We start from the raw sequence: 23777 nt of genomic DNA on the forward strand, positions 1-23777 counted from the left end.
CAGAGAGAGTCCCTTTTTTATTGGATAGAAGTGTCTCGCCTGTGCCGGGAGGGAAGGTCACGGTTGTCATCTTTCTCATCTTTTTCCCGGCCGGTGGACGGCTCCACACTTTTCCCATTCATTAACCTTGCACGATTGGAGCCGGCGTGCCAGACAAACAATTTTTACGATGAAAAACTTTTATGTGCTGTTGGCCTTGCTGTCCCTTCTCTTGATGGGCTGCTCCAAAGAAGATGGAACCGACGTCGGAGGTCAGGCGGTTCAACTGGCTGCCGGAACGTCGAGTGAGTACACAGTTTATGCCGACCAGACGACCGCGTCTCCCTCACAGGGAATCACCTTTACCACAACCGGCCCCTGGCGGGCTACGGTTGCCGAAACACGGGCCGGGGCCGACTGGGTGACGATTTCGCCCGACCACGGCGACCAGGCCGGCAGCTACACGATTACCGTCTCGCTTGAAGCCAATACCACCGGGCAGGACCGCAAGGCCGTCGTTACCATCGAGTGCGGCGATACCCGGGTGACGATTACCATCGAACAGAAGGGGGTGACCGCCAGTGGCGAGCAGCCCCAGGAGCCTGCGTTTGATATGCCGCGGGTATCTCGCTTTGAGACAGCTTACTTCTATCTCGACGGCACGACGGTGGTACCCGAAGAGACATCGGCCTTTGATTTCGTATACGATGAGACGGGGCGGCTTTCTCAAATCGTTTCGGAGGGTGTTAACGAAGTCCGCACGATGACTCTTACCTATGGTCAAGGAGCGGTCTCCTATGCAGTCGTATTGACCGAAAACGGGGTTGAAGATCCGCATGGCGACAAGGGTACGGCGACTCTCGACGAAGCCGGTCGGGTTGCATCGGGTGAATACTTCTATACGTATGAAAAGAATGGTGAGTGGATTTCGGGTTCATGGAGCTATCAACTGTCATACGACACCGAGGGCTGTTTGGTAGGGTGCGAGTCGAGCTCGTCGGAGCAGGGAACATCGCACATTACCTGGGAGAACGGCAACCCCGTGCAGGTGCGGTGGGGTGCAGAGAACAATCTGATCGACAAGGCTACGTATAGCAATATCGCCAATGGGGCCAATATCGACCTCAACTGGTTGTGTGTATTGACCTCCGAAGGGTGGGACTACTCGGTGGGTGATCCCAACAAATTCTTTGCCCTGGCCGGGCTCGTGGGGAAACGGGCAACCCACATGGTCTCGACAATCTCCGAGTCGGGTGCCGGTCCTGAACCTCGGCTTAGCAAGTATAATTATATCCTCGACGACGCAACGGGACTGCCTGTCGAGATTTCGCGGGAGACGACCGACTACGGCTCCACGAAAGAGTATGTCGATTACACGTGTAAGATCGAGTATGTGAAATAACTGTCGGTTGGAGACAAGTTCCGACTCCATACTTTCCCGGTGAGTTTAGCGTTTGGGATAATTGATAAAGATTTCCTGTCCTATGCTCCCCCTCTTTCGATTGGGGTAGCCGGGCAGGAATTTTTCTTTTATGATAGATTGATTTACAGGATAATATACTCTTTATGTCGATGAGGCTGTTCCCTTAATATCTTGTAATTTCTGATTGTAGTTCTGGAAAACTTTTTTGTAGTTTGATTATCAAAAGTTTCCCAAAAAAGAAAACTTTTCTCTCTCGAAATGTTGTTTGATTGCACTGAAATTGTCTATCTTTACACCCGCATTCCGGTTCGGCCCCGTCGGGTGGCGGTGTCGATAAAAAGGGAATCGGGTGAGAATCCCGAGCAGTCCCGCTGCTGTAATTCCTGCGAAAGTCCGTTGACTCGAAGCCACTGACGAGAATCTGTTTCTGCCACGTCGGGAAGGCGTCACCGGACAGGGAAGAGCCAGAAGACCTGCCGGCGTGAGAGAGAAGCAAATGAACGTTCGAGGAGACGTTCGCAGTATCCAATTCTTAACAACAATCAGCATGGATTATGCAGGTATTACCATCGCCAAGCGCGATGGGGCCCGGGAGTGTTTCTCGATTGAAAAAATCGAGCGGGCCATTGCCAAGGCCTATCGGGCCGACGGTATCAACGACGACGAGGCTTCGGTGAAACAGATTGCCGGTGAGGTGGCCTCGGCCATCGACAAGAGTGAAATTTCGGTCGAAGAGATTCAAGACCTGGTCGAGCGCCAGTTGATGCGGCGCAACCCCTCGGTGGCCAAGCGCTTTATCATCTATCGCGAGTGGCGCACCAAGGAGCGCGAGAAACGCACCTCGATGAAGCAGGTGATGGACGGCATCGTGGCCGTCGAGAAGAACGACGTGAACCTGAGCAACGCCAACATGTCGTCGCACACGCCGGCCGGGCAGATGATGACCTTTGCCTCGGAGGTGACCAAGGACTACGCCTACAAGTACCTGGTGGGGGTACGCTACGGGCGGGCACATCGTGAGGGCGACATTCACATTCACGACCTCGACTACTATCCCACCAAGACGACCACCTGCGTGCAGTATGACTTGGAGGATATTTTCAACCGCGGATTCCACACGAAAAACGGTACCGTGCGTACCCCCCAGTCGATACAGAGCTACGCCACCTTGGCCACCATCGTTTTCCAGACCAACCAGAACGAGCAGCATGGCGGGCAGGCGATTCCCGCTTTCGACCACTTTATGGCGCCGGGGGTGTTGAAGAGTTTCCGTAAACATTTGGCGACGGCCGTCGACTTTATCCTGCGGTTGCATGGTGAGGGCAACCGCCCGTCGCTCCAAGAGACGATAGCCGGGACGGTGACCTCGATTGAAGATTCCGAGGTGCAACTGAAGGCGCTGGCCGCCCGGTTGCAGACGTTGGGCGCAGGGCTCTCGGCCGACGAGCTGCGCACGGCCTGGACCCAAAGCTACGAGACCACTCGCAAGGATACCCATCAGGCCATGGAGGGGCTGGTGCACAACCTCAATACGATGCACTCACGGGGTGGTAATCAGGTGGTATTCAGCTCGATAAACTACGGTACCGATACCTCGCCCGAAGGGCGCATGGTTATACGCGAGCTCCTCTCGGCTACGACCGAGGGGCTGGGACACGGCGAGGTACCGGTCTTCCCGATACAGATTTTCAAGGTGAAGGAGGGCATCTCGTACAGCGATGCCGATTATGCCGCGGCGATGGCCGACTTCGAGGGGGCGATGGGCGGGAAGCTCCGTTTTCAGGCGCCCAACTTCGACCTGTTGCTCGAAGCCTGCCGCACCACCTCCACCGCCTTGTTTCCCAATTTCCTCTTCCTCGATACCGACTACAACCGGAACGAACTGTGGCGGGCCGACGACCCCGACCGTTTCCGTTACGAGGTGGCTACGATGGGGTGTCGCACCCGGGTGTTTGAGAATCTTCACGGGGTGAAGAGTTCGTGGGGACGGGGCAACCTCTCGTTCACCTCGATGAATATGCCTCGGCTGGCCATCGAGGCCCGGCGCGAAGCCGAGGAGCTGCACCCCGACGGCGACAAGCATGCCGTTCGTCGCGAGGCCCGTATGCTCTTCCTCGAAAAGGTGCGCTCTACCGCCGCCCTGATTGCCGAGCAGCTGCACGAACGCTATGAATACCAGCGCAAGGCGTTGGCCCGGCAGTTCCCCTTCATGATGGGCAACGACGTGTGGAAGGGGGGAGGCCGGTTGGGTCCCAACGATGAGGTGGGCGATGTCATCGACAGCGGGACTCTGGGCATCGGCTTTATCGGCGGTCACAATGCCATGTGCGCCATCTACGGCGAGGGGCATGCCCACAGCGACGAGGCGTGGCAGACCCTCTACGACGCCGTGATGGTGATGAACCAGGTAGTCGAGGAGTACAAGAGCCGCTATCGCCTCAACTACTCGGTGCTGGCTACGCCGGCCGAGGGGCTGTCGGGCCGTTTCACCCGGCTGGACCGCAAGCGCTACGGCATCATTCCCGGGGTGACCGACCGCGACTACTACGTCAACTCCTTCCACATCGATGTGAAGGAGCCGGTGACCATTGTCGAGAAAATCCGTAAGGAGGCTCCCTTCCACGCCATCACCCGGGGCGGACACATCACCTATGTCGAGCTCGACGGCGAGGCGAAGAAAAACGTGGCGGCTATCTTGAAAATCGTGAAGGTGATGCACGACGAGGGCATCGGTTACGGGTCGATCAACCACCCGGTCGATACCTGTCGCTCGTGTGGCTACCGGGGCGTCATCTATACCCGGTGCCCCGTGTGCAAGAGCGAGAACATCTCGCGCATGCGGCGCATCACCGGTTACCTGACCGGCAGTCTCGAATCGTGGAATTCGGCCAAGCAGGCCGAGGAGCGCGACCGCGTAAAGCACAGGTAAATGGAGCCGTTGCATCTGATCAATGTCTACCCCGAGACCATCTCCGACGGTTTCGGGGTACGCTATTCCATCTATCTGGCCGGTTGCACGCATCGTTGCCGGGGGTGTCACAATGCCGGCAGCTGGAATCCCCGGGCGGGCGAACCGCTCACCGAGGCGTTGCTCGCCCGCATCGTCGACGAGATACGGGCCAATCCGCTGCTCGACGGCATCACCCTCTCGGGGGGCGACCCCTTTTACAATCCGCTGGCCCTGCTGGCCTTGTTGCAGCGGCTCAAAGCCGATACTGGCCTGAATATCTGGTGCTATACCGGTTACACCTACGAGGCGTTGCTGGCCGATGAGGCGCGCCGGCCCTGCCTCGACTATATCGATACGCTGGTCGACGGTCCCTTCGTGCAGTCGCTGTTCGACCCCACGCTGGTGTTCAGGGGCAGCCGCAACCAGCGCATACTGCACCTGTCGCGTGCCCGATGAGGGGTGCGCGTCGACGAAAAGAGGGGCGTAGATGAAACAAGATTACACGGCCCGGTAATAATCCTGCAAGAGGCAGCGGGCGATGAAATCCCAGTTGTCGGCCACGAGGTGTGGGTCGCCGTCGGCCAGGCAGGCATCGGGTAACAGGTTGTGGGAGCAGAGGTAGAGCAGCAGGTCCACGGGGCATCGTCCGGGGAGGGTAAGCAGCGAGATAGCACCCTTTCGGGCCTCTTCGGGGCGATAATAGGGGTTGGCCGGGTCGGCAATGTATTGTGCAATATCCGAGGCCACCAGCATACCTTTGTAGGGAGTCACGTAGAGTACGAAATTCTTTTTGTGAGCCAGGTGCGAGAGGTGTCCGCCCTCGGTCTCGCCCCACTGCATGCCCTCGGTGAGGAAGCGGTCCAGCTCGGTGTAGGAGCCGATGTACTTCACGGGGCTTCCGCCGGTCGACTGGGTGAACTGCTGGTAGTAGGGGTGCAGCTCCTTCTTCTCTTCGGGCTCTTCGGGCAGGGTGTGTTGCCACAGCAGCGATACCCATTCGTGGGCAAAAAGCGCCAGCGGTCCTGCCGGCAGGGTGTAGAGCGACTCCCGGCGCAGTTTTTCGAGTCGGGAGAGCTTCTCCTTTTCATTGTGGTGCGGCTTGCTGTGCACCTCGTGCAGCAGCTGGCGGGCCAGCGAGCGGTTCGACGGCCCCAGCAGGAACGACTCCCAGAAGAGCCATTCGGCAAAACGGTAGCGTGCCTCGGGGTCGCTTGTCTCGTTCAGTTCGGGCAGGCAGAACTCTTGCAGCAGCGGCGAGTCGGGAGCCGTTTCATATTCACTCTCCAACAGGTCGTAGATGGGGTCGGCCGTAGCGATGAGGCGGTCGTCGAGCGGCGACAGCAGTTCGTGTTCGGCACCGTAGGCGGCCGACAGATACCACAGCAGCACCCGTACATCTTCGCGGTTGACCTCGCCCTCGTAGTAGTTTGGAGTGTCGAAGAACGGCAGCGTGCAGCCGTAGAAGGCCCGGTGCTGGGTCGTGAAGGCAGCCCACAGTCCGGTCTCCGACAAGATGTCGGCAAAGTAGCCCACGAGGTCGCAGCAGATGGATTTCACCGCTTCGTCGTTCCATTGGGTTTTCAGTGGCGAGCGTTGTATCTCGTCGTACAGTCGGTTGGCGAGCCGGACGTAATAGCGGTCGCTGTCGGTCGTTTGGGTATAGGGCTGCCGGGCGAGCCATTGTTGTAAGGTGATGTTCATGTCGTCGTCTTTTTGAGGGTAGAACAAAACAGGAGCCGGTAGGGTTCCCGGCCCGATTCCGCGCGGGACCGCTGGTAGCGGGTATTGGCCGGGGACAGTCGGCAGACGGGAGATTCCCCGATGGAGAATCCCCCGCTCCCGGGAACGGGGTTAAGCCTGGCCGCCGGGAGCCATGAAGGGAGGCATGCCGCCGCCGCGTTGCGGGTCGTTCATCTGTATGGGACCGAACTGGGCTTCATACTTGCGAATGTTGTCTTGCAGGGCAAACAGCAGACGTTTGGCATGTTCGGCCGTGAGAATGATGCGCGATTTGACCGGTGCCTTGGGAGCTCCCGGGGTAACGCGGATAAAGTCGATGACAAACTCCGACGGGGCGTGCGAGATGATGGCCAGGTTGGAGTAGGTGCCTTCGGCCACGGCGGCCGACAGTTCTATCTGAATCTCTTTTTTCTCTTCCATGATCAATGCAATTTAAAGTAATAGTATTTGTAGTTGAAATTCACTTGGTTTACATAGAGTTGCAGCGTGGTGTAGGGACGGCTGCGATACCCCTCGATGTTGAACGACGAGTAGAGGTTGGTCCAGTGTCCTTCGGGGTCGTCGTTGCGGCTGTGGCGCAGCTCCATTTTGAGCGTGTCGCCCGCGAGGGTCGACTCGTCGGCCACCAGCATGAGAGTATGGGGGCGGCTGTGGTAGTCGATGCGGTAGCGCAGGTTGAGGAAGTCGCCGGTCTTCCACACGCTTTGCAGGTAGAGGGTATCGTCGGGCAGTTGGGCCATCTGCTCGTGCGAGACCAGGCGCAGCGTGTCGAAGTGTATTGACGAGAGGGCCTGTATCTCGATGCGCTGGCGGTTCTCGCCCAACGTCTCGACAGGACGGTATTGCAGCAGCACGCGCACCCCTTCGGCCGTCTTCGCCTCGTTTACGGCCCCGACCGGGTAGAGAGTATCCAGTGGAGCCGAGTCGGTAGCCTGGTGGGTAAAGTAGGTCCCGTCGTTGCCTCGGTGACAGGTGACAATGTCGGCATAGAAGATACCATAGATATCCTTCTCCTGCTCACAGGCCGTTGTCAACAACAGCAACAGGGAGAGGAGCCACCAGCGGGAGGCAATCGTCGGGCTCATACCTCCACCTCCTTCTCGGGCGGGTCGACAATCGCACCGTCTTTCATGAAGAGAATGCGGTCGGTCATCTGGGCCAGCGTCTCGTCGTGCGTGACGATGACGAAGGTCTGTTTGAATTCGTCGCGCAGGTCGAAGAAGAGCTTGTGCAGCTCGATTTTGTTCTTCGAGTCGAGGCTCCCCGAAGGTTCGTCGGCCAGGATTACCGACGGGCGGTTGATGAGCGCCCGGGCCACGGCCACCCGTTGCTTCTCGCCACCCGAGAGTTGGGCCGGTTTGTGGCCCAGCCGGTCGCCCAGACTCAGAAAGTCGAGAATGCGCTTGGCCTCCCGCTCGGCCTCCGAACTGTTGCGGCCTCCGATGAGAGCCGGAATCATCACGTTTTCGAGCGCGGTGAATTCGGGCAACAGCTGGTGGAACTGGAAGACAAACCCGATGTGCCCGTTGCGGAATCGGGCCATCTCGCGGTCGGGCAGGTTGTCCACCCGTTTCCCGTCGTAGCGTATCTCGCCGCGGTCGGGCTTGTCGAGCGTCCCCACGATTTGCAGCAGCGTGGTCTTACCGGCTCCGCTCGCCCCCACGATGGCGACGATTTCGCCCTGTTCGATGACGGCGTCGATGCCTTTCAGCACCTCCAACGAGCCGTAGCTCTTGTGTATGTTTTTTATCTCTATCATATCGCGGTAAGTTTCTGGATTACATAGCTGGCCAGGTGGCACCCGAAGATGGCCGGCAGATACGAGAGGGTGCCCACGGTCGACTTCTTGTGGCGCTCGCCCTCCACGGCCACGACGGCGCGAGGGTCGGGCTGCTCGGTCGAAAACACCGTTTTCAACCCTTTCGATATGCCCGCTTTGCGCAACCGCTGCCGCACCGCCCGGGCCAGACCGCAGTGGTAGGTGTCGGCAATATCGGCCAGGCGTATGGCCGACGGGTCCTTGCGACCGCCCGCGCCCATCGACGAGACGATGCGTATCTTGTGGTGCAGGCAATAGGTGATGAGCGCTATCTTGGGCGCGAGCGTATCGATGGCGTCGACTACGAAATCGACCGGTTCCCGATCCAGCAGAGCCGGTATGTCGTCGGCTTCGAGGTAGCGCTGTTCGGCCGTGAGTTGCAGCCCGGGGTTGATGTCGAGCAGTCGGGTCGCCAGGACCTCGGTCTTGGGCTTGCCCAGCGTGCTGTGCAGCGCCACGAGCTGGCGGTTCAGGTTGCTCTCGGCCACGGTGTCGCCGTCGACAATCGTCAGGCGTCCCACACCGGCCCGCACAATCATCTCGGCCGCATAGGCACCCACGCCACCCACACCCACCACCATGACGTGTGCGTGTTGCAACCGCTCGATGGCGGCATCGCCCAATAGCAGGCGGGTTCGTGACAGCCACTCTTCCATTGTTTTTCTCGTTTGGTCGGTTATAATCAATTTACGAAGATACTCTTTTTTTGGAGAAAACAGGAAATACCGGCGGTAAAATGAATCGACACACGGGCTCTTTCTCTGGCGGAAGTCTTGTTGCGGGCCCGGTTGAAAGGGCGCGGCCGGGGAGTGCCGTGTCGGGTGGTCGTGTCGCGGCGACCGGTTTGTTTCTTCGGCCATTTATGCTATCTTTGTCAAGGAGATGGTTCCGTATCCGCTTCGGGATTCGAGGTGGGGGAGCCATTGCCGAATAACCGAAAATCAGAGAGATTGATATGGAAATCGTATGGATTATTCTGGGAGCCTTGTGTCTGCTTGTGGGGCTGGCCGGCTGTTTCCTCCCCGCCCTGCCCGGGCCACCGCTCGCCTACGTGGGCATGCTGTTGCTGCATATCACCGACAGGGTGCAGTTTACCGTCACCCAGCTCATCGTCTGGGCTATTCTGGTCATCGTCGTGCAGGTGCTCGACTACTTTACTCCGCTCATCGGCACCAAGTATGGCGGGGGTAGCAAGTGGGGAAACCGCGGTTGTATCGTGGGCACGGTGGTGGGCATGTTTCTCTTTCCCCCGTGGGGTATCATATTGGGCCCTCTCGTGGGAGCCATCATCGGTGAACTGTTGGGCGGAAAACTCACGCACGAAGCTCTCAAAGCCGGGTTGGGTGCCTTTGTGGGCTTCCTGTTGGGCGTGGTGATCAAGGTCTCGCTGTGCGGTTATTTCATCTATGAGTTTGTAGCGGCACTGGTGTGAAAGGCAGTCGCTGCTGTTGTTATGGGCGGACACCTTTCGTAAGTAAGATACATTTAAAAGCAACCGAGGCTGCTCCCTGACGGAGCAGCCTCGGTTTTTATATCAAATCGATGGTTTCGATTAGAGTTTCGGGCCGGCAGCAACCAGAGCCTTACCAGCAGCGTTGCCTTCGAACTTAGCGAAGTTCTTGATGAAGCGAGCGGCCAGGTCTTTGGCTTTGGCGTCCCATTCGGCAGCGTTGGCGTAGGTGTCGCGGGGATCGAGAATGTTCTTGTCAACACCCGGCAATTCGGTAGGAACAACGAAGTCGAAGTAGGGGATAACTTTCGTCGGAGCCTTGTCGATAGAACCGTCGAGGATAGCGTCGATGATACCACGAGTATCGCGGATCGAGATACGTTTGCCCGTACCGTTCCAACCCGTATTTACCAGGTAAGCCTTGGCACCGGCCATTTCCATCTTCTTAACCAGCTCTTCGGCATATTTGGTAGGATGCAGCGACAGGAAGGCGGCACCGAAGCAAGCCGAGAAAGTAGGAGTCGGTTCGGTGATACCACGCTCGGTACCGGCCAATTTGGCGGTGAAGCCCGAGAGGAAGTAGTATTTCGTTTGCTCGGCGTTCAGGATAGAAACGGGAGGCAATACACCGAAGGCATCGGCCGACAGGAAGATAACCTGTTTGGCGTGCGGACCTTTCGATACCGGTTTAACGATGTTGTTGATGTGATAGATAGGATACGATACACGGGTATTCTCCGTTACGCTCTTATCGGCGAAGTCGATTTTGCCGTTGGCGTCAACCGTAACGTTTTCGAGCAGGGCGTCACGTTTGATGGCGTTGTAGATATCGGGCTCGCTCTCTTTGTCGAGGTTGATAACCTTGGCATAGCAACCACCTTCGTAGTTGAATACACCGTCGTTGTCCCAGCCGTGTTCGTCGTCACCGATGAGCAGACGTTTCGGGTCGGTCGACAGCGTCGTTTTACCCGTACCGGAGAGACCGAAGAAGATAGCGGTGCTCTTGCCCTCTTTGTCGGTGTTGGCCGAGCAGTGCATCGAAGCCATGCCTCTCAGGGGGTTCAGGTAGTTCATGATCGAGAAGATACCTTTCTTCATTTCACCACCGTACCAGGTGTTCAGGATAACCTGCTCGTTGGTCTTCAAGTTGAATACCGTAGCCGTCTCAGAGTTCAAGCCCAGTTCCTTGTAGTTGTCAACTTTGGCTTTGGCAGCGTTGAACGATACGAAATCGGGTTCGCCGTAGTTGGCCAGTTCCTCTTCGGTAGGACGGATAAACATGTTCTTAACGAAGTGAGCTTGCCAAGCAACCTCCATGATGAAACGTACTTTCAGACGAGTAGCGGGGTTGGCACCGCAGAAAGTATCCATTACAAACAGTCTCTTGCCCGAGAGTTCTTTTACGGCTTTGGCTTTCAAATCGGCCCAAGCAGCTTCGGAGCAAGGTTTGTTATCGTTTTTATATTCGTCGCTGGTCCACCAGAGGGTGTCCTTGCTGGCTTCGTTCATGACAAAGAATTTGTCTTTGGGCGAACGGCCGGTGTAGATACCCGTCATTACATTCACAGCACCAAGCTCAGTTACCTGACCTTTTTCATAGCCTTCCAAGCCTGCTTTGGTCTCTTCCTCAAACAGTACTTCGTAAGAAGGGTTGTGTAAAATCTCTTTTACATCTTTAATACCATACTTGCTTAAATCTAATGTTGCCATTGTTTTTGAATTTTAATGGTTTATAAAATATTACTCTATTTTCTTAGTCCATGAAAACCGACTGCAAAATTAACAACAAATTCCACAAGTAACGATTTAATTAAAGAAAATTTTCGCTAATTGTTTGTATTTATTACAAATATGCCCCCAATCGCTATGCCTGCATAGCAAAAAGAGCCTTTTTTTATTCCAAACGGCCAAAAAAACAATTTATAATTTTCTAAAACAAAATTTATACGTACTTTTGTTCTTCGGCAAAAAACAGATAATATGGAAGTAATCAATTTTGCCGAGAAAAACTCGGTAGTAAACCGGTTCATGGCCGAATTGCGAGATGTGAATATTCAGACCGACCGAATCCGGTTCCGTCGTAACCTCGAGCGTATTGGTGAAATCATGGCATACGAAATAAGCCATCGTCTTCATTACTCTGAAAAAGAGGTAACTACCCCGCTGGGGACAGCCCGGGTCAATTTACCCGACGACACGGTGGTGCTGGCCACGATTCTCAGGGCCGGTCTCCCGTTTCATCAAGGCTTTCTCAGTTGCCTCGACGATGCCGAAAACGCGTTTGTCTCGGCCTATCGCAAGTATAAGGATAAACTTAATTTCGATATTTTCATCGAATACATAGCCTCGCCGCGAATCGACGGGAAAGTGCTGGTTATCACCGACCCCATGCTGGCCACGGGAGGTTCGATGGAGCTGTCATACAAGGCGTTGCTCACCAAGGGTACTCCCAAGAGCGTGCACATCGCCTCGGTCATTGCCAGCCGGCAGGCTATCGATTATGTGAAACAACATTTCCCCGACGATACCACCCTGTGGGTCGGTGCCATCGACGACCAGCTCGACGATCACTCCTATATCGTGCCAGGGCTTGGCGATGCGGGTGACCTCGCATACGGAATCAAGGAGTAGGCGGGGTGTAGGTAGAAATAAATTGCTGAAATTATAAACATCATGTCAATCACGATTAAGGAAATTGCCGGGAACCGCGCCTTGAAAAAATTTGCCAGGTTCTCGATCGACCTCTATGAGGGTAACGAATACTACGTGCCCTCGCTGGTTCTGGACGAGGTGGGGACGCTGAGCGCCAAGAGCAACCCGGCTTTCGACTTTTGCGAATCGGTGTACTACATGGCCTATCGCGACGGTAAACCCGTAGGGCGCATAGCCGGTATCATCAACCGTAAAGTCAACGAAAAGACCGGCGAGAAGGCCGCTCGATTCGGATTTGTCGATTTTATCGACGACCGCGAAGTGAGCAAGGCCCTCTTCGATGCCGTAGAGAACTGGGCCCGCTCCAAAGGTATGAACCAGATGCACGGCCCCCTCGGATTTACCGATATGGATCCCGAAGGATTACTGGTCGAGGGGTATGACCAACTCAGCACCATGGCCTCGATTTACAACTATCCCTACTATGTGGATCACATTGAGGCCTTGGGGTATGAAAAGGCCGTCGACTGGGTCGAGTACAAAATCAAGGTGCCCGAATGCGTACCCGAGAAGCACCAGCGCATCAGCGATATCGTGCAACGCAAGTACAACCTGAGGATTCTTAAATTCAAGAAAACCTCCGAAGTGTATAAAGGAAACTACGGGCAGAAGATTTTCGACCTCATCAACGATGCCTATGCCGAATTGTATGGCTACTCGGCCCTCTCGCAGCGGCAGATCGACTACTACGTCAAGATGTACATACCCCTGTTGCGTCTCGAAAACGTGACGCTCATTGTCGACGAGCACGACGACCTCATTGCCGTGGGTATCGCCATTCCCTCCATGTCGCGGGCGTTGCAGAAATCGCGTGGACGTCTCTTCCCCTTCGGGTTTATCCACCTGCTCAAAGCCCTCAAAGGGAAAAACGACGGGGTCGACCTCTTGTTGGTGGCCGTGCGTCCCGACTATCAGAGCAAGGGAGTCAACGCCCTCCTCTTCTCCGACCTCATACCGGTATTTATCCGCAACGGCTACAAGTTTGCCGAGAGTAACCCCGAGCTCGAAGAGAACGAGAAGGTGCAGTCGCAGTGGCAATACTTCGAACGCCACCAGCACAAGCGCCGCAGGGCCTACACGAAAGACATCTGAACGGATTGTTCCAATCAATAACAAATAACACGGACGGCAGAAAGAGCGCTCTCTTTCTGCCGTCCGTGTGTTATGCGAAAGTGAGCAGTCGTTTATCGGTTATGAGTAGTCCTCTTCCTGGCGAGGTTCTACCCGTATAATCCGTTCGAGTTGCTTACCTCGGTTGGCTATAATCAGGGGTACACGTTCCACGACAACGGCCGACGTGTCCAACCCCAAAGAACTCGGCTCGTTGATACCGATTCGTCGAATGACCGAGAAGAGACTCATCAGCAAATTCTGCTTACGGTCGCGTGAGTCCTCGGGATAGTAGATGTGGTGGATAATGATAAACCGGAAATCACCCGGTATGCCATTTTTGCGCAGAGAGGGGAAAGTGCTGGTCAATTCCATCTCACCTTCAGCCACCAGATCTTCCACGATTTGTCTCAGATAGAGGCTTACACGGGGCTCAATGCGGAACCCGATGCGAATCGTTATGCCGAAAAGTGTCCCTTTTATGAGCGGTGTAAAACTGTATTCGAGCGTGTCGGGCGTATCGACAAACTCCAGGTTGAGCAGCCAGTAATGGTCGGCACGCTTAGGCTGCTTGTTGATAATCGAGTAGAGTATTTTGTCGTCGACATTGCCCTCGCTGTGTGTATGGTTCACATAAACCAGGTTGGAGGCATACTTGGGTATACTCTCGTCGGCCTTTATGTCTGAAATGATTTTGTAGTAGTCGCTTAACCGTTTGGTCGACAGGTGTTTGCGGCGGATTCTTTGTGCTCCTATCCACACAAACATGATGAAGCAAAGCACACCGCCGATGAGCAAGGTGAACCAACCGCCGACGACAAACTTCGAGAGGTTGGCCAGGAGGAATATCCCCTCGATTACGCCATAAACGCCTAAAAACAGATAGACCACCCAACGGGGAGTCCCGTGCATGCGCAGGTAGAAGCCCAATAACAGAGTGGTCATGAGCATGGTGATTGTAATCGCCAAGCCGTAGGCTGCTTCCATATGCGAGGAGTCCCGGAACAATAACACCGTGATTACTACACCTATGTACATGCACAGGTTGATAGTGGGTATATACAGTTGTCCCTTGATGTGGGTGGGGTGCTTGATGCGCATACGGGGCCAGAATTTCAAGTTCATGGCTTCGCTCAGTATCGAGAAAGAACCGCTGATAAGGGCCTGGCTGGCCACGATGGCCGCTCCCGTAGCCATGACAATGGCAAACAGCAGCATGCCGTTGGGCACGATGGCATAAAACGGATTGCACTCTTGCACCGCCTCGTCGAGATGGGTCAGCACCCATGCGCCTTGCCCCAGATAGTTGAGGATAAGCATTGCCTTCACGAAAATCCAGCTGATGGTAATGTTGCCCCGGCCGCAGTGTCCCAAATCGGAATAAAGAGCTTCGGCTCCCGTAGTACAGAGGAATACGGCTCCCAGAATCAAGAACCAACAGGGCGACTCGGTCAGCAACCAAATGGCATAATAGGGATTGAAAGCCTTGAATACCTGGGGATAGGAGATAAGCCCGACGATGCCCAATCCCCCCAGCAGTAAGAACCAAAGGAACATGAATGTCCCGAACGAGCGGCCTATGTATTCGGTTCCGAACTGCTGGACAAAGAAGATAATGGTGATGATGACGATTACTACGGGAATCACCGGCAAGTCGGGACTGATGCCTTCCAGACCTTCGATGGCTGTTGTCACGGTGATGGCGGGGGTAATGATGCCGTCGGCCAACAAGGTACTTGCCCCGATGATGGCAATGGCATAAATCCACTTTCGCCGATGTTTGCGCAACAGGGCATAAAGAGCCAGAATCCCGCCCTCGCCGTTGTTGTCGGCTCTGAGAGCGATGAGCACATATTTTATGGTCGTTTGTAGGGTCAGTGTCCAGATGATGCACGACAAGGCACCCAGTATGTAATTTTCGTTAAGGGTTTCACCTGTGTGTATAATGGCTTTCATCACATAGAGCGGAGAGGTCCCGATGTCGCCGAATACGATACCCAATGAGATGAAGAAGCCGGCAAGCCCTATCCTTCCTATGCTTGTTGCGCTTTCTTGTGATAGCTTGGTCATGAAATATTGTTTTTTGTGCTCTTATGAGTGGAGCGGATTTTCCATCGGCTGCAAATATAAATCAAATTTATGATAGCATACCGCCTTTCCTGTTTTTTTATCCCAGGGGGGCTACCTGACTATCGTTGCTTCTCGGGAGGCAAATATGTCGGAGGCAACGATCCCGGCTGTTATCTCTTCTACGGCCTCTCGACCGATGCTCTTGCAGCCGGTACCTGTCTGATCCTTCTCGAAGGCGCGGCTCAGAAGGGTCTGCTCATTATCTTTATCTGTTAAGTATTTTATCATGTAGTAACCATCTTCCCCCTTTTCTTTTTAATTTTTCAACAAACATACCTTCCAAACCATAAAAAAGAGTTAATTTTGCCGCTGTTTTTCCCGGCCGGGTCCGATGCCCGATTCTCCTCAGTACGGTACACTTGCTGCCGGTCGGGTTTTGTGGGGCGAATGCTCCCTGTGGAGAGAGGTAATAAAAGGTTAATATATAATAGGTATTACAGGTAAAGCAAAAGATGAAAAGCAGATTGGATTTTCACCCGAAATTCGTGGCTTCGTTGGCCAGCTATTCCAAAGAGAGATTTCTGAAAGACCTGATGGCCGGTATCATTGTGGGTATCGTGGCATTGCCCTTGGCCATCGCATTTGGTATCGCCTCGGGGGTATCGCCCGAGAAGGGTCTCATCACCGCAATCATAGGCGGGTTTATCGTCTCGTTTCTGGGCGGTAACAGTGTGCAGATAGGCGGCCCCACGGGAGCCTTTATCGTCATTGTCTACGGCATCATACAGGCCTACGGACTCGAAGGACTGGCCATCGCCACCTTCATGGCAGGGCTGATTCTGGTACTCATGGGCTGCTTCCGGTTGGGTACCATCATCAAGTTCATACCCTATCCCATCGTGGTGGGCTTCACCAGCGGTATCGCTCTCACTATTTTCGCTACGCAGATAAAAGACCTGCTGGGGCTCACGATGGAGAGTGTGCCGGCCGATTTCATCTCCAAGTGGATTGCCTACTTTCAGCACATCGAAACCACCAACTTCTGGTCGTTGGGCATCGGGGTACTCAGTATTCTCATCATCGCCTATACCCCGCGCATCTCCAACAAGATACCGGGGTCGCTCATGGCCATTATTTTCATGACGGTGCTGGTCTATTTCCTGCGCCGCTTCTGGGGCATCGAGGGTATCGAGACGATAGGCGATCGCTTCAACATCAGCAGCGAGGTACCCCAGCCGCAGTCGCTCAATATCAACATGGATACCATCAACCAGCTGCTCTCCCCGGCCTTTACCATTGCCGTGCTGGGAGCCATTGAGTCGTTGCTCTCGGCTACCGTGGCCGACGGTGTGACCGGCGACAAGACCAACTCGAACACCGAGCTGATTGCCCAGGGAGCCGCCAATATCGTGGTGCCTTTCTTCGGGGGTATTCCTGTGACCGGGGCCATTGCCCGCACCATGACCAACATCAACAACGGCGGCCGCACCCCTGTGGCCGGTATGATACATGCCGTGGTACTGCTGCTGATATTCCTCTTCCTCATGCCGCTTATCCGGCTCGTCCCCATGTCGTGCCTGGCCGGCGTGCTGATAGTCGTTTCGTATAACATGAGCGGTTGGCGCACAGTGCGTTCGCTGTTGAAGAATCCCAAGTCCGACGTATCGGTGCTCATCATCACCTTCCTGCTCACCGTTGTCTTCAACCTCACGATTGCCATCGAGATCGGTCTGTTGCTGGCCGTGGTGCTCTTCCTGCGCCGAATGACCGAGACGACGAAAATCTCGGTGTTCCACGACGAGCTCGACATTGCCCATGGCACCGAGTCGAACCAGCACGAGGTGTTGAAAGTGGCCAAAGGGGTAGAGGTGTACGAAATCGAAGGCCCCTTCTTCTTCGGCATTGCCACCAAGTTCGACGAGCTGATGCGCAGCATGGCCGACCGTCCGCTGGTACGCATCATTCGCATGCGTCGGGTTCCCTTCATCGATTCCACGGCTCTGCACAACCTTGAAATATTGATTACCTCGTCGCAGAAGGAGAAGATTCACGTGATTCTTTCGGGTGTCAATCCTCACGTGCATGAGACGCTCAAAAAGGCCAATATCGACCGTCTTATCGGCGACGACCACATCTGCGACCACATTACCAAGGCCGTGGCCAAGGCCAACGAGTTCGTGGCCGAAATGCAGAAATAGTAGGCGTATGGGGGTGGAGCGGCTTCGGTGTCGCTCCCCTCTTTCGCGACAACGCTATACAAAGAACGCCCGGGGCTACGGCCCCGGGCGTTCTTGTTCTATCCGGTCGGGTGTGGTTATTTCAATTTCCACTCCACGCCCTCTTTGGTATCTTTGATTTCAAACCCGATTTCGGTCAACTTGTCGCGGATATAGTCCGAGGTAGTCCAGTCCTTGCGGGCCTTGGCCTCTTTGCGCACATCGAGCAGCAGGTCTACGGCTTTGTGGTAAGCCTCGTTGCCTTCGTCCGAAGCCTTGGCCTCCTCGCGAATGCCCATAATGTCGAACAGGAAGGTCGAGAAGGTCTCTTTCAGGTGAGCGATGTCGTCGGCCGTCAGCTTGGTCTCACCGGCGAGCGCCGTGTTGATGATTTTCACCGTCTCGAAGAGGTGCGAGATGACGATAGGCGTGCTCAGGTCGTCGTTCATGGCCTCGTAGCAATGTTCGCGAATCGCCTTGACATCGACCGTCGAGGTGTCGCTCGGCGTGATTTTGGCCAGGTTGTTCCACCCTTCGAGCATACGTTGCAGTGCCTTTTCCGAAGCTTGCAGCGCCTCGTTGCTGAAATCGACGGTGCTGCGGTAGTGGGCTTGCAGAATGAAGAAGCGTATGGTCATGGGCGAGTAGGCTTGTTGCAGCAACTTGTGGTTGCCGGTGAAGAACTCGTCGAGGGTGATGAAGTTGCCCAGCGACTTGCCCATCTTCTGCCCGTTGATGGTAATCATGTTGTTGTGCATCCAGTAGTGAACCGTCTCGTGTCCCTGGGCGGCTACTGACTGGGCTATCTCGCATTCGTGGTGGGGGAAGAGCAGGTCCATGCCGCCGCCGTGAATGTCGAACTCCTCGCCCAGATACTTGGTGCTCATCGTCGAGCATTCGAGGTGCCAGCCGGGGAATCCGTCGCTCCAAGGCGAGGGCCAGCGCATGATGTGCTCGGGGGAAGCCTTCTTCCACAGGGCAAAGTCGAAGCTGTTGTGCTTCTCGCTCTGTCCGTCGAGTTCGCGGGTGGTGTTGAGCAGGTCGTCGATGTTGCGGCCCGACAGCTTGCCGTAGTGGTGGTCCTTGTTGTATTTCACCACGTCGAAGTAGACCGAGCCGTTGCTCACGTAGGCGTAACCTGCGGCCAGAATCTTCTTGATGTATTCAATCTGTTCGATGATGTGTCCCGAGGCGTGCGGCTCGATGCTGGGAGGCAGCACGTTGAGTGCCTCCATTGCCTTGTGGTAGCGGTTGAGGTAGTATTGCACCACCTCCATGGGTTCGAGCGATTCGAGTCGGGCCTTCTTGGCGATTTTGTCCTCTCCCTCGTCGGCATCGTTTTCGAGGTGTCCCACATCGGTGATGTTGCGCACGTAGCGCACTTTATAGCCTTGGTGTTTGAGGTAACGGAACAGCACGTCGAAGGTGATGGCGGGACGGGCGTGTCCCAGGTGTGCGTCGCCATAGACGGTGGGGCCGCACACATACATGCCCACATAAGGCGGGTTCAGTGGTTTGAACTCCTCCTTTTTGCGGTCGAGCGTATTGTAAATAAAAAACGGTTGTGTCATATTGCGTGTATTATACAGATGCTTGGGTCAGAAGCTCCTTAATCGTTGCTGCGGCCGAAGAAGCGGAGCAGATAGAGGAACAGGTTGATAAAGTCGAGATAGAGCGACAGGGCGCCTATCGTGGCCAGTTTGCCCATTTGCGAGGGTTCTACCTCGTAGGCGGCGTTCTTGATTTTCTGGGTATCCCAGGCGGTGAGGCCGATGAAGAGGGCCACGCCCACGAAGCTGATAATCCAGTCGAGGGTGCTGCTGGCTACGAAGATGTTGACTACCGTGGCGATGATGAGGCCGAAGAGCGCCATCATGCAGTAGCTGCCGAATTTGGTCATGTCGTTTTTGGTCACCAGACCATACACGGTCATCGCGCCGAACACACCGGCTGTAATGAAGAAGGTGTAGGCGATGGAGCCCAACTCATACACCACGAAAATTGACGAGAATACCACGCCGTTGAGTATGGCATAGAGGTAGAACAGCAGTACGGCCGTGGTCGAACTGAGTTTGTGGAGCATGCCCGAAACGACAAATACCACGGCCAGTTCGGCGATAATAAGGCCGAAGAAGATGCCCCGGCTGCCCAAGATGGTGGCCAGCAGAGCAGGCGACGAGGCTACATACAGCGCTGTGAGGGCGGTCACCACGAGGGCGAAGAACATGCGCCCGTACACTTTGCGCATCACGGTCGACAGTACCGAAGTACCGGCTGTCGATTTATAAGAATCATACGAATTTTCCATATCTGTTTTGTTTTATGGGTTGTTTTGTTTTTACATGCGGTCGGGAACCTCGATACCGAGCAGCCCCATGCCGCTCTTGACGACTTTGGCGACGTTGGCCGAGAGCATCAGCCGGAAGGCCCGTACCGGGGCATTCTCCTCGCGCAGAATCGAATAGTCGTGGTAGAACTGGTTGTACTCCTTGGCCAGGTCGTACACGTAGTTGGCGATGAGCGAGGGGCTGTATATGCGACCCGCCTCGGCCACTACCGAGGGGAAGTCGGCCAGGTGTTGAATGAGCGAAATCTCTTTTTCGCTGGGAACCACGTGGCTGGTATCTTCGCGATGGTAGTCGATACCGGCCTCGGCAGCCTTGCGCATCACCGAGCAGATGCGGGCATAGGTGTACTGAATGAAGGGTCCCGTGTTCCCGTTGAAGTCGATCGACTCCTTGGGGTTGAAGGTCATGTTCTTGCGGGGGTCTACCTTCAAGATGAAATATTTCAGAGCACCCAGGCCCACGATGCGCGAAATCTCTTCGGCCTCTTCGGCGGTGCAGCCGTCGAGCTTGCCCAGTTCGGCCGAGGTCTCGCGGGCGGTGGCAATCATCTCGTCCATCAGGTCGTCGGCATCGACCACTGTGCCCTCGCGCGATTTCATCTTGCCCTCGGGCAGTTCCACCATACCGTAGGAGAAGTGCACGAGGTCCTTGCCCCACTTGAAGCCGAGACGGTCGAGCAGTATGGAGAGAACCTGGAAATGGTAGTTTTGTTCATTTCCCACCACATAAATCATCTTGTCGATGGGGTAGTCGTTGAACCGCTGTTGGGCCGTACCGATGTCCTGCGTCATATAGACCGAGGTGCCGTCGCTGCGCAGCAGCAACTTCTGGTCGAGCCCTTCGGCCGTGAGGTCGGCCCATACCGAACCGTCCTCCTTGCGGAACATGAGACCCTTTTCGAGCCCTTCGAGAACCTTCTTCTTCCCGTCGAGGTAGGTCTGCGACTCGTAGTAGATCTTGTCGAAGTCGACACCCAGCCGACGGTAGGTCTCGTCGAAACCGGCGTATACCCAGTTGTTCATCATCTCCCACACTCTACGCACCTCGGAATCGCCGGCCTCCCACTTGCGCAGCATCTCGCGAGCCTCCTGCATGAGGGGTGATGCGGCCTCGGCCTCCTCGGGAGTCATACCCTTGGCTTCCAGCTCCTTCAACTCCTGTTTGTAGTGCTTGTCGAAGAGCACGTAGAAATCGCCGATGAGGTGGTCACCCTTCTTGCCGGCCTTTTCGGGGGTGATACCGTTGCCCCACTTCTCCCAAGCCAGCATCGACTTGCAGATGTGGATACCGCGGTCGTTCACGATGTTGGTCTTCACCACCCGGTTACCGTTGGCTTGCAGAATCTTCGAGAGGCTGTACCCCAGCAGGTTGTTGCGCACGTGACCCAGGTGCAGCGGTTTGTTGGTGTTGGGCGAGGAGTACTCGACCATGATGAGCGGAGCATCGGGTGCCGCTTCGCGGATACCGAAATGCGCCTCGTCGTCGATGTGGTGAAGCACATTGCTCCAAAACTCCGGAGCAATCACCAGGTTGAGGAATCCTTTGATCACGTTGAACGAAGCCACGGCCGGTTCATGCTCCTTCAAGTATTCGCCAATCTCCTGGGCCGTAGCCTCAGGAGCCTTGTGCGAGGCTTTCAGGAAGGGGAACACGACGAGCGTGAGGTTGCCTTCAAACTCTTTTTTGGTCTTTTGGGGCGTAGTGGTCCCGGGGGCCGCGTCGACTCCGTACAAGGCTTTCACAGCCTGGGCGGCGGCATCGGATATGATTTGTTCTACTTTCATGTCTCTACTTTATTTAAATATATGGGGTACAAAGATAATGAAAGGTGAGCGCAGAGGCAAAAAGAAAACCAAGTTTTCTGTTTTGACTGTGCCGAACCGCCTCTTTTCTTCTGAAAAGACTAAAAATTCCCCTTGCCCATCGGGCGAGGGGATATGGGGAGGAAGAGTCGCGGTAAAACAGAGTTGTGTGGCACCCTTAACAGAAGGCATTGATGAGAATCGGCACGCTCACTTCGAGGACGATACCATGCAGAATGGCAATGGGAATGAGCTCCTCGCCCCGTGACGAGTTGCGCACAATCATGGGCAGACACACGTCCATCGAGTTGATGCCGGCCACCGATATGGGTACCAGCCGTCCACCCAGACGGGCCAAAGCCGGTGTGCCGAAGAGTGCAATCATCTCGCGAATGACATTGGCGAGCAGGGCCACCGTAGCCAGTTCGGTGGCACCCTGTACCCCCAGGGTGGTACTTTTGAGGTCGGCAATCAGAACCGACGACAGCGAATAGTAGCCAAACCCGCTACCCACGAGCAGGCAGTCGCTGAGGTTGCGCCCGTGCAGCAGCAATACCCCTATGGCCGAGAAGAGCAGCGTACCGGCAATGGTAAACAGCGGCAGCAGCGACATGCGGGGGTTGAGCGAGCGGGCAATCTGGCGCAGGTCGGTACCGGCTCCCAGACTGATGCCCACTTGCAGAATGAGCAGCGAGAGGATAATCATGGGCAGGTCGTGACCGTGCAACCACTCGGGAGCCTGTTGCGAGAGTCCCAGTCCGATACCGGCTATAAAGCAGAACAGAATGAGCAGATTCTCTTTCATGACTTGCCTCCTTTCCTGAAAAAGAGCCGTTGAGCCAGTCGGGCAGCCACGATGCTGCCGGTCACACCGAGGGCGGCGATGACCATGGCCTGCCAGCCGAAGTTATAGAGATTGTCGATGAGGTCGCGGTTGGAACCTATCGAGATACCAAATACAAACAGCAGGAGACAAACGGTAGCCTGAATGCTCCATTTGGTCACCTTCACGCAGGAGCGACCCCGCAGAAGTATGCCTGCGCCTATTCCTATCACGAGCAGAATGAGAATGCGTAACATAGTTGTACACTCTTTTGTGCAACAGATTTTCCCCCGACACGATGACCGGGAGCCTGTTGCGGAATTGAAAAATAAAATCGGTTGAGTAAAAGGTTGGGAGGGTAGGAGGGGTGTGAGCAGATTTCTCCTACCGCGACGGATAGGAGCAGGTCAAATGAATCCGCTGAACCAGTGGACATACACCGTGGGCGAGGTGAGTCGTCCGATACCCCGCACGATTGAGAACCGTTGTCTGTCCCGTAAAGCAATCATACAAATAACCGTATAAAAATTCGATGCAAAGGTAGCTATCTTTTGGAGAGTCGCAACAGAAAACCGATTGACTTAATATAATTTAATAGATGCCGAGGCTTTTTTTACGCTCTTTTGCCCGTCGGGAGGAGTGGTCGGTACCTTTTCGATGGAATCGGTTCGGAACGGTTCCCGGTTAGGAGAAGGGAAAAAGAAAAGGCTGTCCCCTCGATGGAAGACAGCCCCGGTTTCATTCTTTTCGATAACTCGATTTACTTTTTCACAGGAGTTTGGGTACAGCCCGGAGCACAGTTGCTCTTGCAAGTAGCCTTTTTGTTGCAGTTGCTCTTGCAGGGAGCCTGCTTGTTACAGTTGGCCTGTTGTTTGCAGCAAGGTTTATCAGCCTGGCAGTTGGCCTGGCAATTCTTCTTGCAATCTTAGCATTTGCAGTCGGTGCATTTGCAGGTTTGACAATCGGCTTTACAATCCTTACCCTTGCAGTCGGTACACTTGCACTCTTTTTTGCAGCACTCTGTTTGAGCCTTGTTGCCGTTGGTAGTTTGGGCGATAGCCGGTGCGGCAATTATCGAAGCAGCGGCAATACAGGCCAGGAAAAGAAATTTCTTCATATCACAATCCGTTTAATAAGTTTCGATGCAAATATAGCACGATGTGTTTGTGAGTCAAGGGTCGTGAATCTTATTTTTTCCAAAAAGCCGGTGGTATAATTTATAAAAGGTGTAAAACAGGAATGATTCTTGTTGCTTCAATTCGTCAATCGTTCACTGATGAACATCAACGGAAAGCAATCACCTTGTCTTGCTCCCTCGTAAATTTGGTACTGCCC

The 23777-nt window shown here is 55.0% G+C and carries 21 protein-coding genes and 1 riboswitch; of the genes, 8 read left to right on the plus strand and 13 right to left on the minus strand.

Annotated features, from left to right (window positions below; translation table 11 throughout):
* Window positions 1–169: 169 nt before the first annotated feature.
* The 3 genes from BARVI_RS07560 (at window position 170) to nrdG (ending at window position 4808) form a co-directional block, all read left to right on the plus strand.
* The gene (locus tag BARVI_RS07560; protein WP_025278651.1) at window positions 170–1381 is read left to right on the plus strand and encodes a BACON domain-containing protein; all 1212 of its coding nucleotides are present in this window, start codon (window positions 170–172) and stop codon (window positions 1379–1381) included.
* A gap of 308 nt (window positions 1382–1689) precedes the next feature.
* A riboswitch (cobalamin riboswitch) is annotated at window positions 1690–1897 on the plus strand.
* Window positions 1898–1949: 52 nt separating this feature from the next.
* The gene (locus tag BARVI_RS07565; RefSeq protein WP_025278652.1) at window positions 1950–4331 is read left to right on the plus strand and encodes an anaerobic ribonucleoside triphosphate reductase; all 2382 of its coding nucleotides are present in this window, start codon (window positions 1950–1952) and stop codon (window positions 4329–4331) included.
* A complete protein-coding gene (nrdG, locus tag BARVI_RS07570) occupies window positions 4332–4808 on the plus strand; it encodes an anaerobic ribonucleoside-triphosphate reductase activating protein (protein ID WP_038534312.1) in 477 nt (158 codons plus the stop codon). It begins immediately after the preceding gene.
* A 42-nt stretch (window positions 4809–4850) separates the two neighbouring features.
* Here nrdG and BARVI_RS07575 read toward each other — a convergent pair whose 3' ends face one another.
* From BARVI_RS07575 to BARVI_RS07595, 5 genes are all read right to left on the minus strand, one after another.
* Entirely contained in the window at window positions 4851–6053 is a 1203-nt protein-coding gene (locus BARVI_RS07575) for a DUF3843 family protein (RefSeq protein WP_157232565.1), read from the minus strand.
* A 150-nt stretch (window positions 6054–6203) separates the two neighbouring features.
* Window positions 6204–6512 (minus strand): DUF3467 domain-containing protein, encoded by a 309-nt coding sequence (locus tag BARVI_RS07580; RefSeq protein ID WP_025278655.1) that lies wholly within the window; start codon window positions 6510–6512, stop codon window positions 6204–6206.
* 2 nt (window positions 6513–6514) lie between these two features.
* On the minus strand, window positions 6515–7177 hold the full coding sequence (locus BARVI_RS07585; RefSeq protein WP_025278656.1) for a NigD1/NigD2 family lipoprotein: 663 nt from the start codon (window positions 7175–7177) through the stop codon (window positions 6515–6517).
* Window positions 7174–7851 carry an ABC transporter ATP-binding protein gene (locus BARVI_RS07590; RefSeq protein WP_025278657.1) on the minus strand — a complete coding sequence of 226 codons (678 nt, stop codon included), beginning with the start codon at window positions 7849–7851 and terminating at the stop codon, window positions 7174–7176. Before BARVI_RS07590 ends, BARVI_RS07585 begins: the two co-directional genes overlap by 4 nt.
* Window positions 7848–8567 carry a tRNA threonylcarbamoyladenosine dehydratase gene (locus BARVI_RS07595; RefSeq protein WP_025278658.1) on the minus strand — a complete coding sequence of 240 codons (720 nt, stop codon included), beginning with the start codon at window positions 8565–8567 and terminating at the stop codon, window positions 7848–7850. Before BARVI_RS07595 ends, BARVI_RS07590 begins: the two co-directional genes overlap by 4 nt.
* 299 nt (window positions 8568–8866) lie before the next feature.
* Here BARVI_RS07595 and BARVI_RS07600 point away from each other — a divergent pair, with 299 nt between their 5' ends.
* The gene (locus tag BARVI_RS07600) at window positions 8867–9343 is read left to right on the plus strand and encodes a DUF456 domain-containing protein (protein WP_025278659.1); all 477 of its coding nucleotides are present in this window, start codon (window positions 8867–8869) and stop codon (window positions 9341–9343) included.
* Window positions 9344–9463: 120 nt separating this feature from the next.
* Here the strand turns inward: BARVI_RS07600 and pckA are convergent, their stop codons facing one another.
* Window positions 9464–11071: a phosphoenolpyruvate carboxykinase (ATP) gene (gene pckA, locus BARVI_RS07605; protein ID WP_025278660.1), complete on the minus strand. Its 1608-nt coding sequence runs from the start codon at window positions 11069–11071 to the stop codon at window positions 9464–9466.
* 270 nt (window positions 11072–11341) lie between these two features.
* Between pckA and upp the strand changes: the two genes are divergently transcribed.
* Both upp and BARVI_RS07615 read left to right on the plus strand, forming a co-directional pair.
* Window positions 11342–11992 carry a uracil phosphoribosyltransferase gene (upp, locus tag BARVI_RS07610; protein WP_025278661.1) on the plus strand — a complete coding sequence of 217 codons (651 nt, stop codon included), beginning with the start codon at window positions 11342–11344 and terminating at the stop codon, window positions 11990–11992.
* Between the two features lie 42 nt (window positions 11993–12034).
* Complete coding sequence (locus BARVI_RS07615; protein WP_025278662.1) at window positions 12035–13165, plus strand: hypothetical protein; 1131 nt, start codon at window positions 12035–12037, stop codon at window positions 13163–13165.
* A gap of 99 nt (window positions 13166–13264) precedes the next feature.
* Here the strand turns inward: BARVI_RS07615 and BARVI_RS07620 are convergent, their stop codons facing one another.
* On the minus strand, window positions 13265–15253 hold the full coding sequence (locus BARVI_RS07620) for a KUP/HAK/KT family potassium transporter (protein WP_025278663.1): 1989 nt from the start codon (window positions 15251–15253) through the stop codon (window positions 13265–13267).
* 69 nt (window positions 15254–15322) lie between these two features.
* Between BARVI_RS07620 and BARVI_RS13380 the strand changes: the two genes are divergently transcribed.
* Together BARVI_RS13380 and BARVI_RS07625 are read left to right on the plus strand one after the other, a co-directional pair.
* A complete protein-coding gene (locus BARVI_RS13380) occupies window positions 15323–15529 on the plus strand; it encodes a hypothetical protein (RefSeq protein WP_157232566.1) in 207 nt (68 codons plus the stop codon).
* A gap of 236 nt (window positions 15530–15765) precedes the next feature.
* Entirely contained in the window at window positions 15766–17451 is a 1686-nt protein-coding gene (locus BARVI_RS07625) for a SulP family inorganic anion transporter (RefSeq protein WP_025278664.1), read from the plus strand.
* A 116-nt stretch (window positions 17452–17567) separates the two neighbouring features.
* Here the strand turns inward: BARVI_RS07625 and cysS are convergent, their stop codons facing one another.
* The 6 genes from cysS to BARVI_RS07660 all read right to left on the minus strand — a co-directional run bounded on the left by cysS (window position 17568) and on the right by BARVI_RS07660 (window position 23559).
* Entirely contained in the window at window positions 17568–19040 is a 1473-nt protein-coding gene (gene cysS / locus BARVI_RS07630; RefSeq protein ID WP_025278665.1) for a cysteine--tRNA ligase, read from the minus strand.
* 38 nt (window positions 19041–19078) lie between these two features.
* Entirely contained in the window at window positions 19079–19777 is a 699-nt protein-coding gene (locus BARVI_RS07635; RefSeq protein ID WP_025278666.1) for a Bax inhibitor-1/YccA family protein, read from the minus strand.
* Between the two features lie 30 nt (window positions 19778–19807).
* Entirely contained in the window at window positions 19808–21601 is a 1794-nt protein-coding gene (argS, locus tag BARVI_RS07640) for an arginine--tRNA ligase (RefSeq protein WP_025278667.1), read from the minus strand.
* A gap of 196 nt (window positions 21602–21797) precedes the next feature.
* Entirely contained in the window at window positions 21798–22424 is a 627-nt protein-coding gene (locus BARVI_RS07645; protein ID WP_025278668.1) for a lysine exporter LysO family protein, read from the minus strand.
* Complete coding sequence (locus BARVI_RS07650; RefSeq protein ID WP_025278669.1) at window positions 22421–22699, minus strand: LysO family transporter; 279 nt, start codon at window positions 22697–22699, stop codon at window positions 22421–22423. The genes BARVI_RS07645 and BARVI_RS07650 overlap by 4 nt, the downstream gene beginning before the upstream one ends.
* Before the next feature lie 668 nt (window positions 22700–23367).
* Window positions 23368–23559 (minus strand): hypothetical protein, encoded by a 192-nt coding sequence (locus tag BARVI_RS07660; RefSeq protein ID WP_025278671.1) that lies wholly within the window; start codon window positions 23557–23559, stop codon window positions 23368–23370.
* Window positions 23560–23777 lie beyond the last annotated feature (218 nt).

Source organism: Barnesiella viscericola DSM 18177 (assembly GCF_000512915.1).
GTDB classification, from domain to species: Bacteria; Bacteroidota; Bacteroidia; order Bacteroidales; family Barnesiellaceae; genus Barnesiella; species Barnesiella viscericola.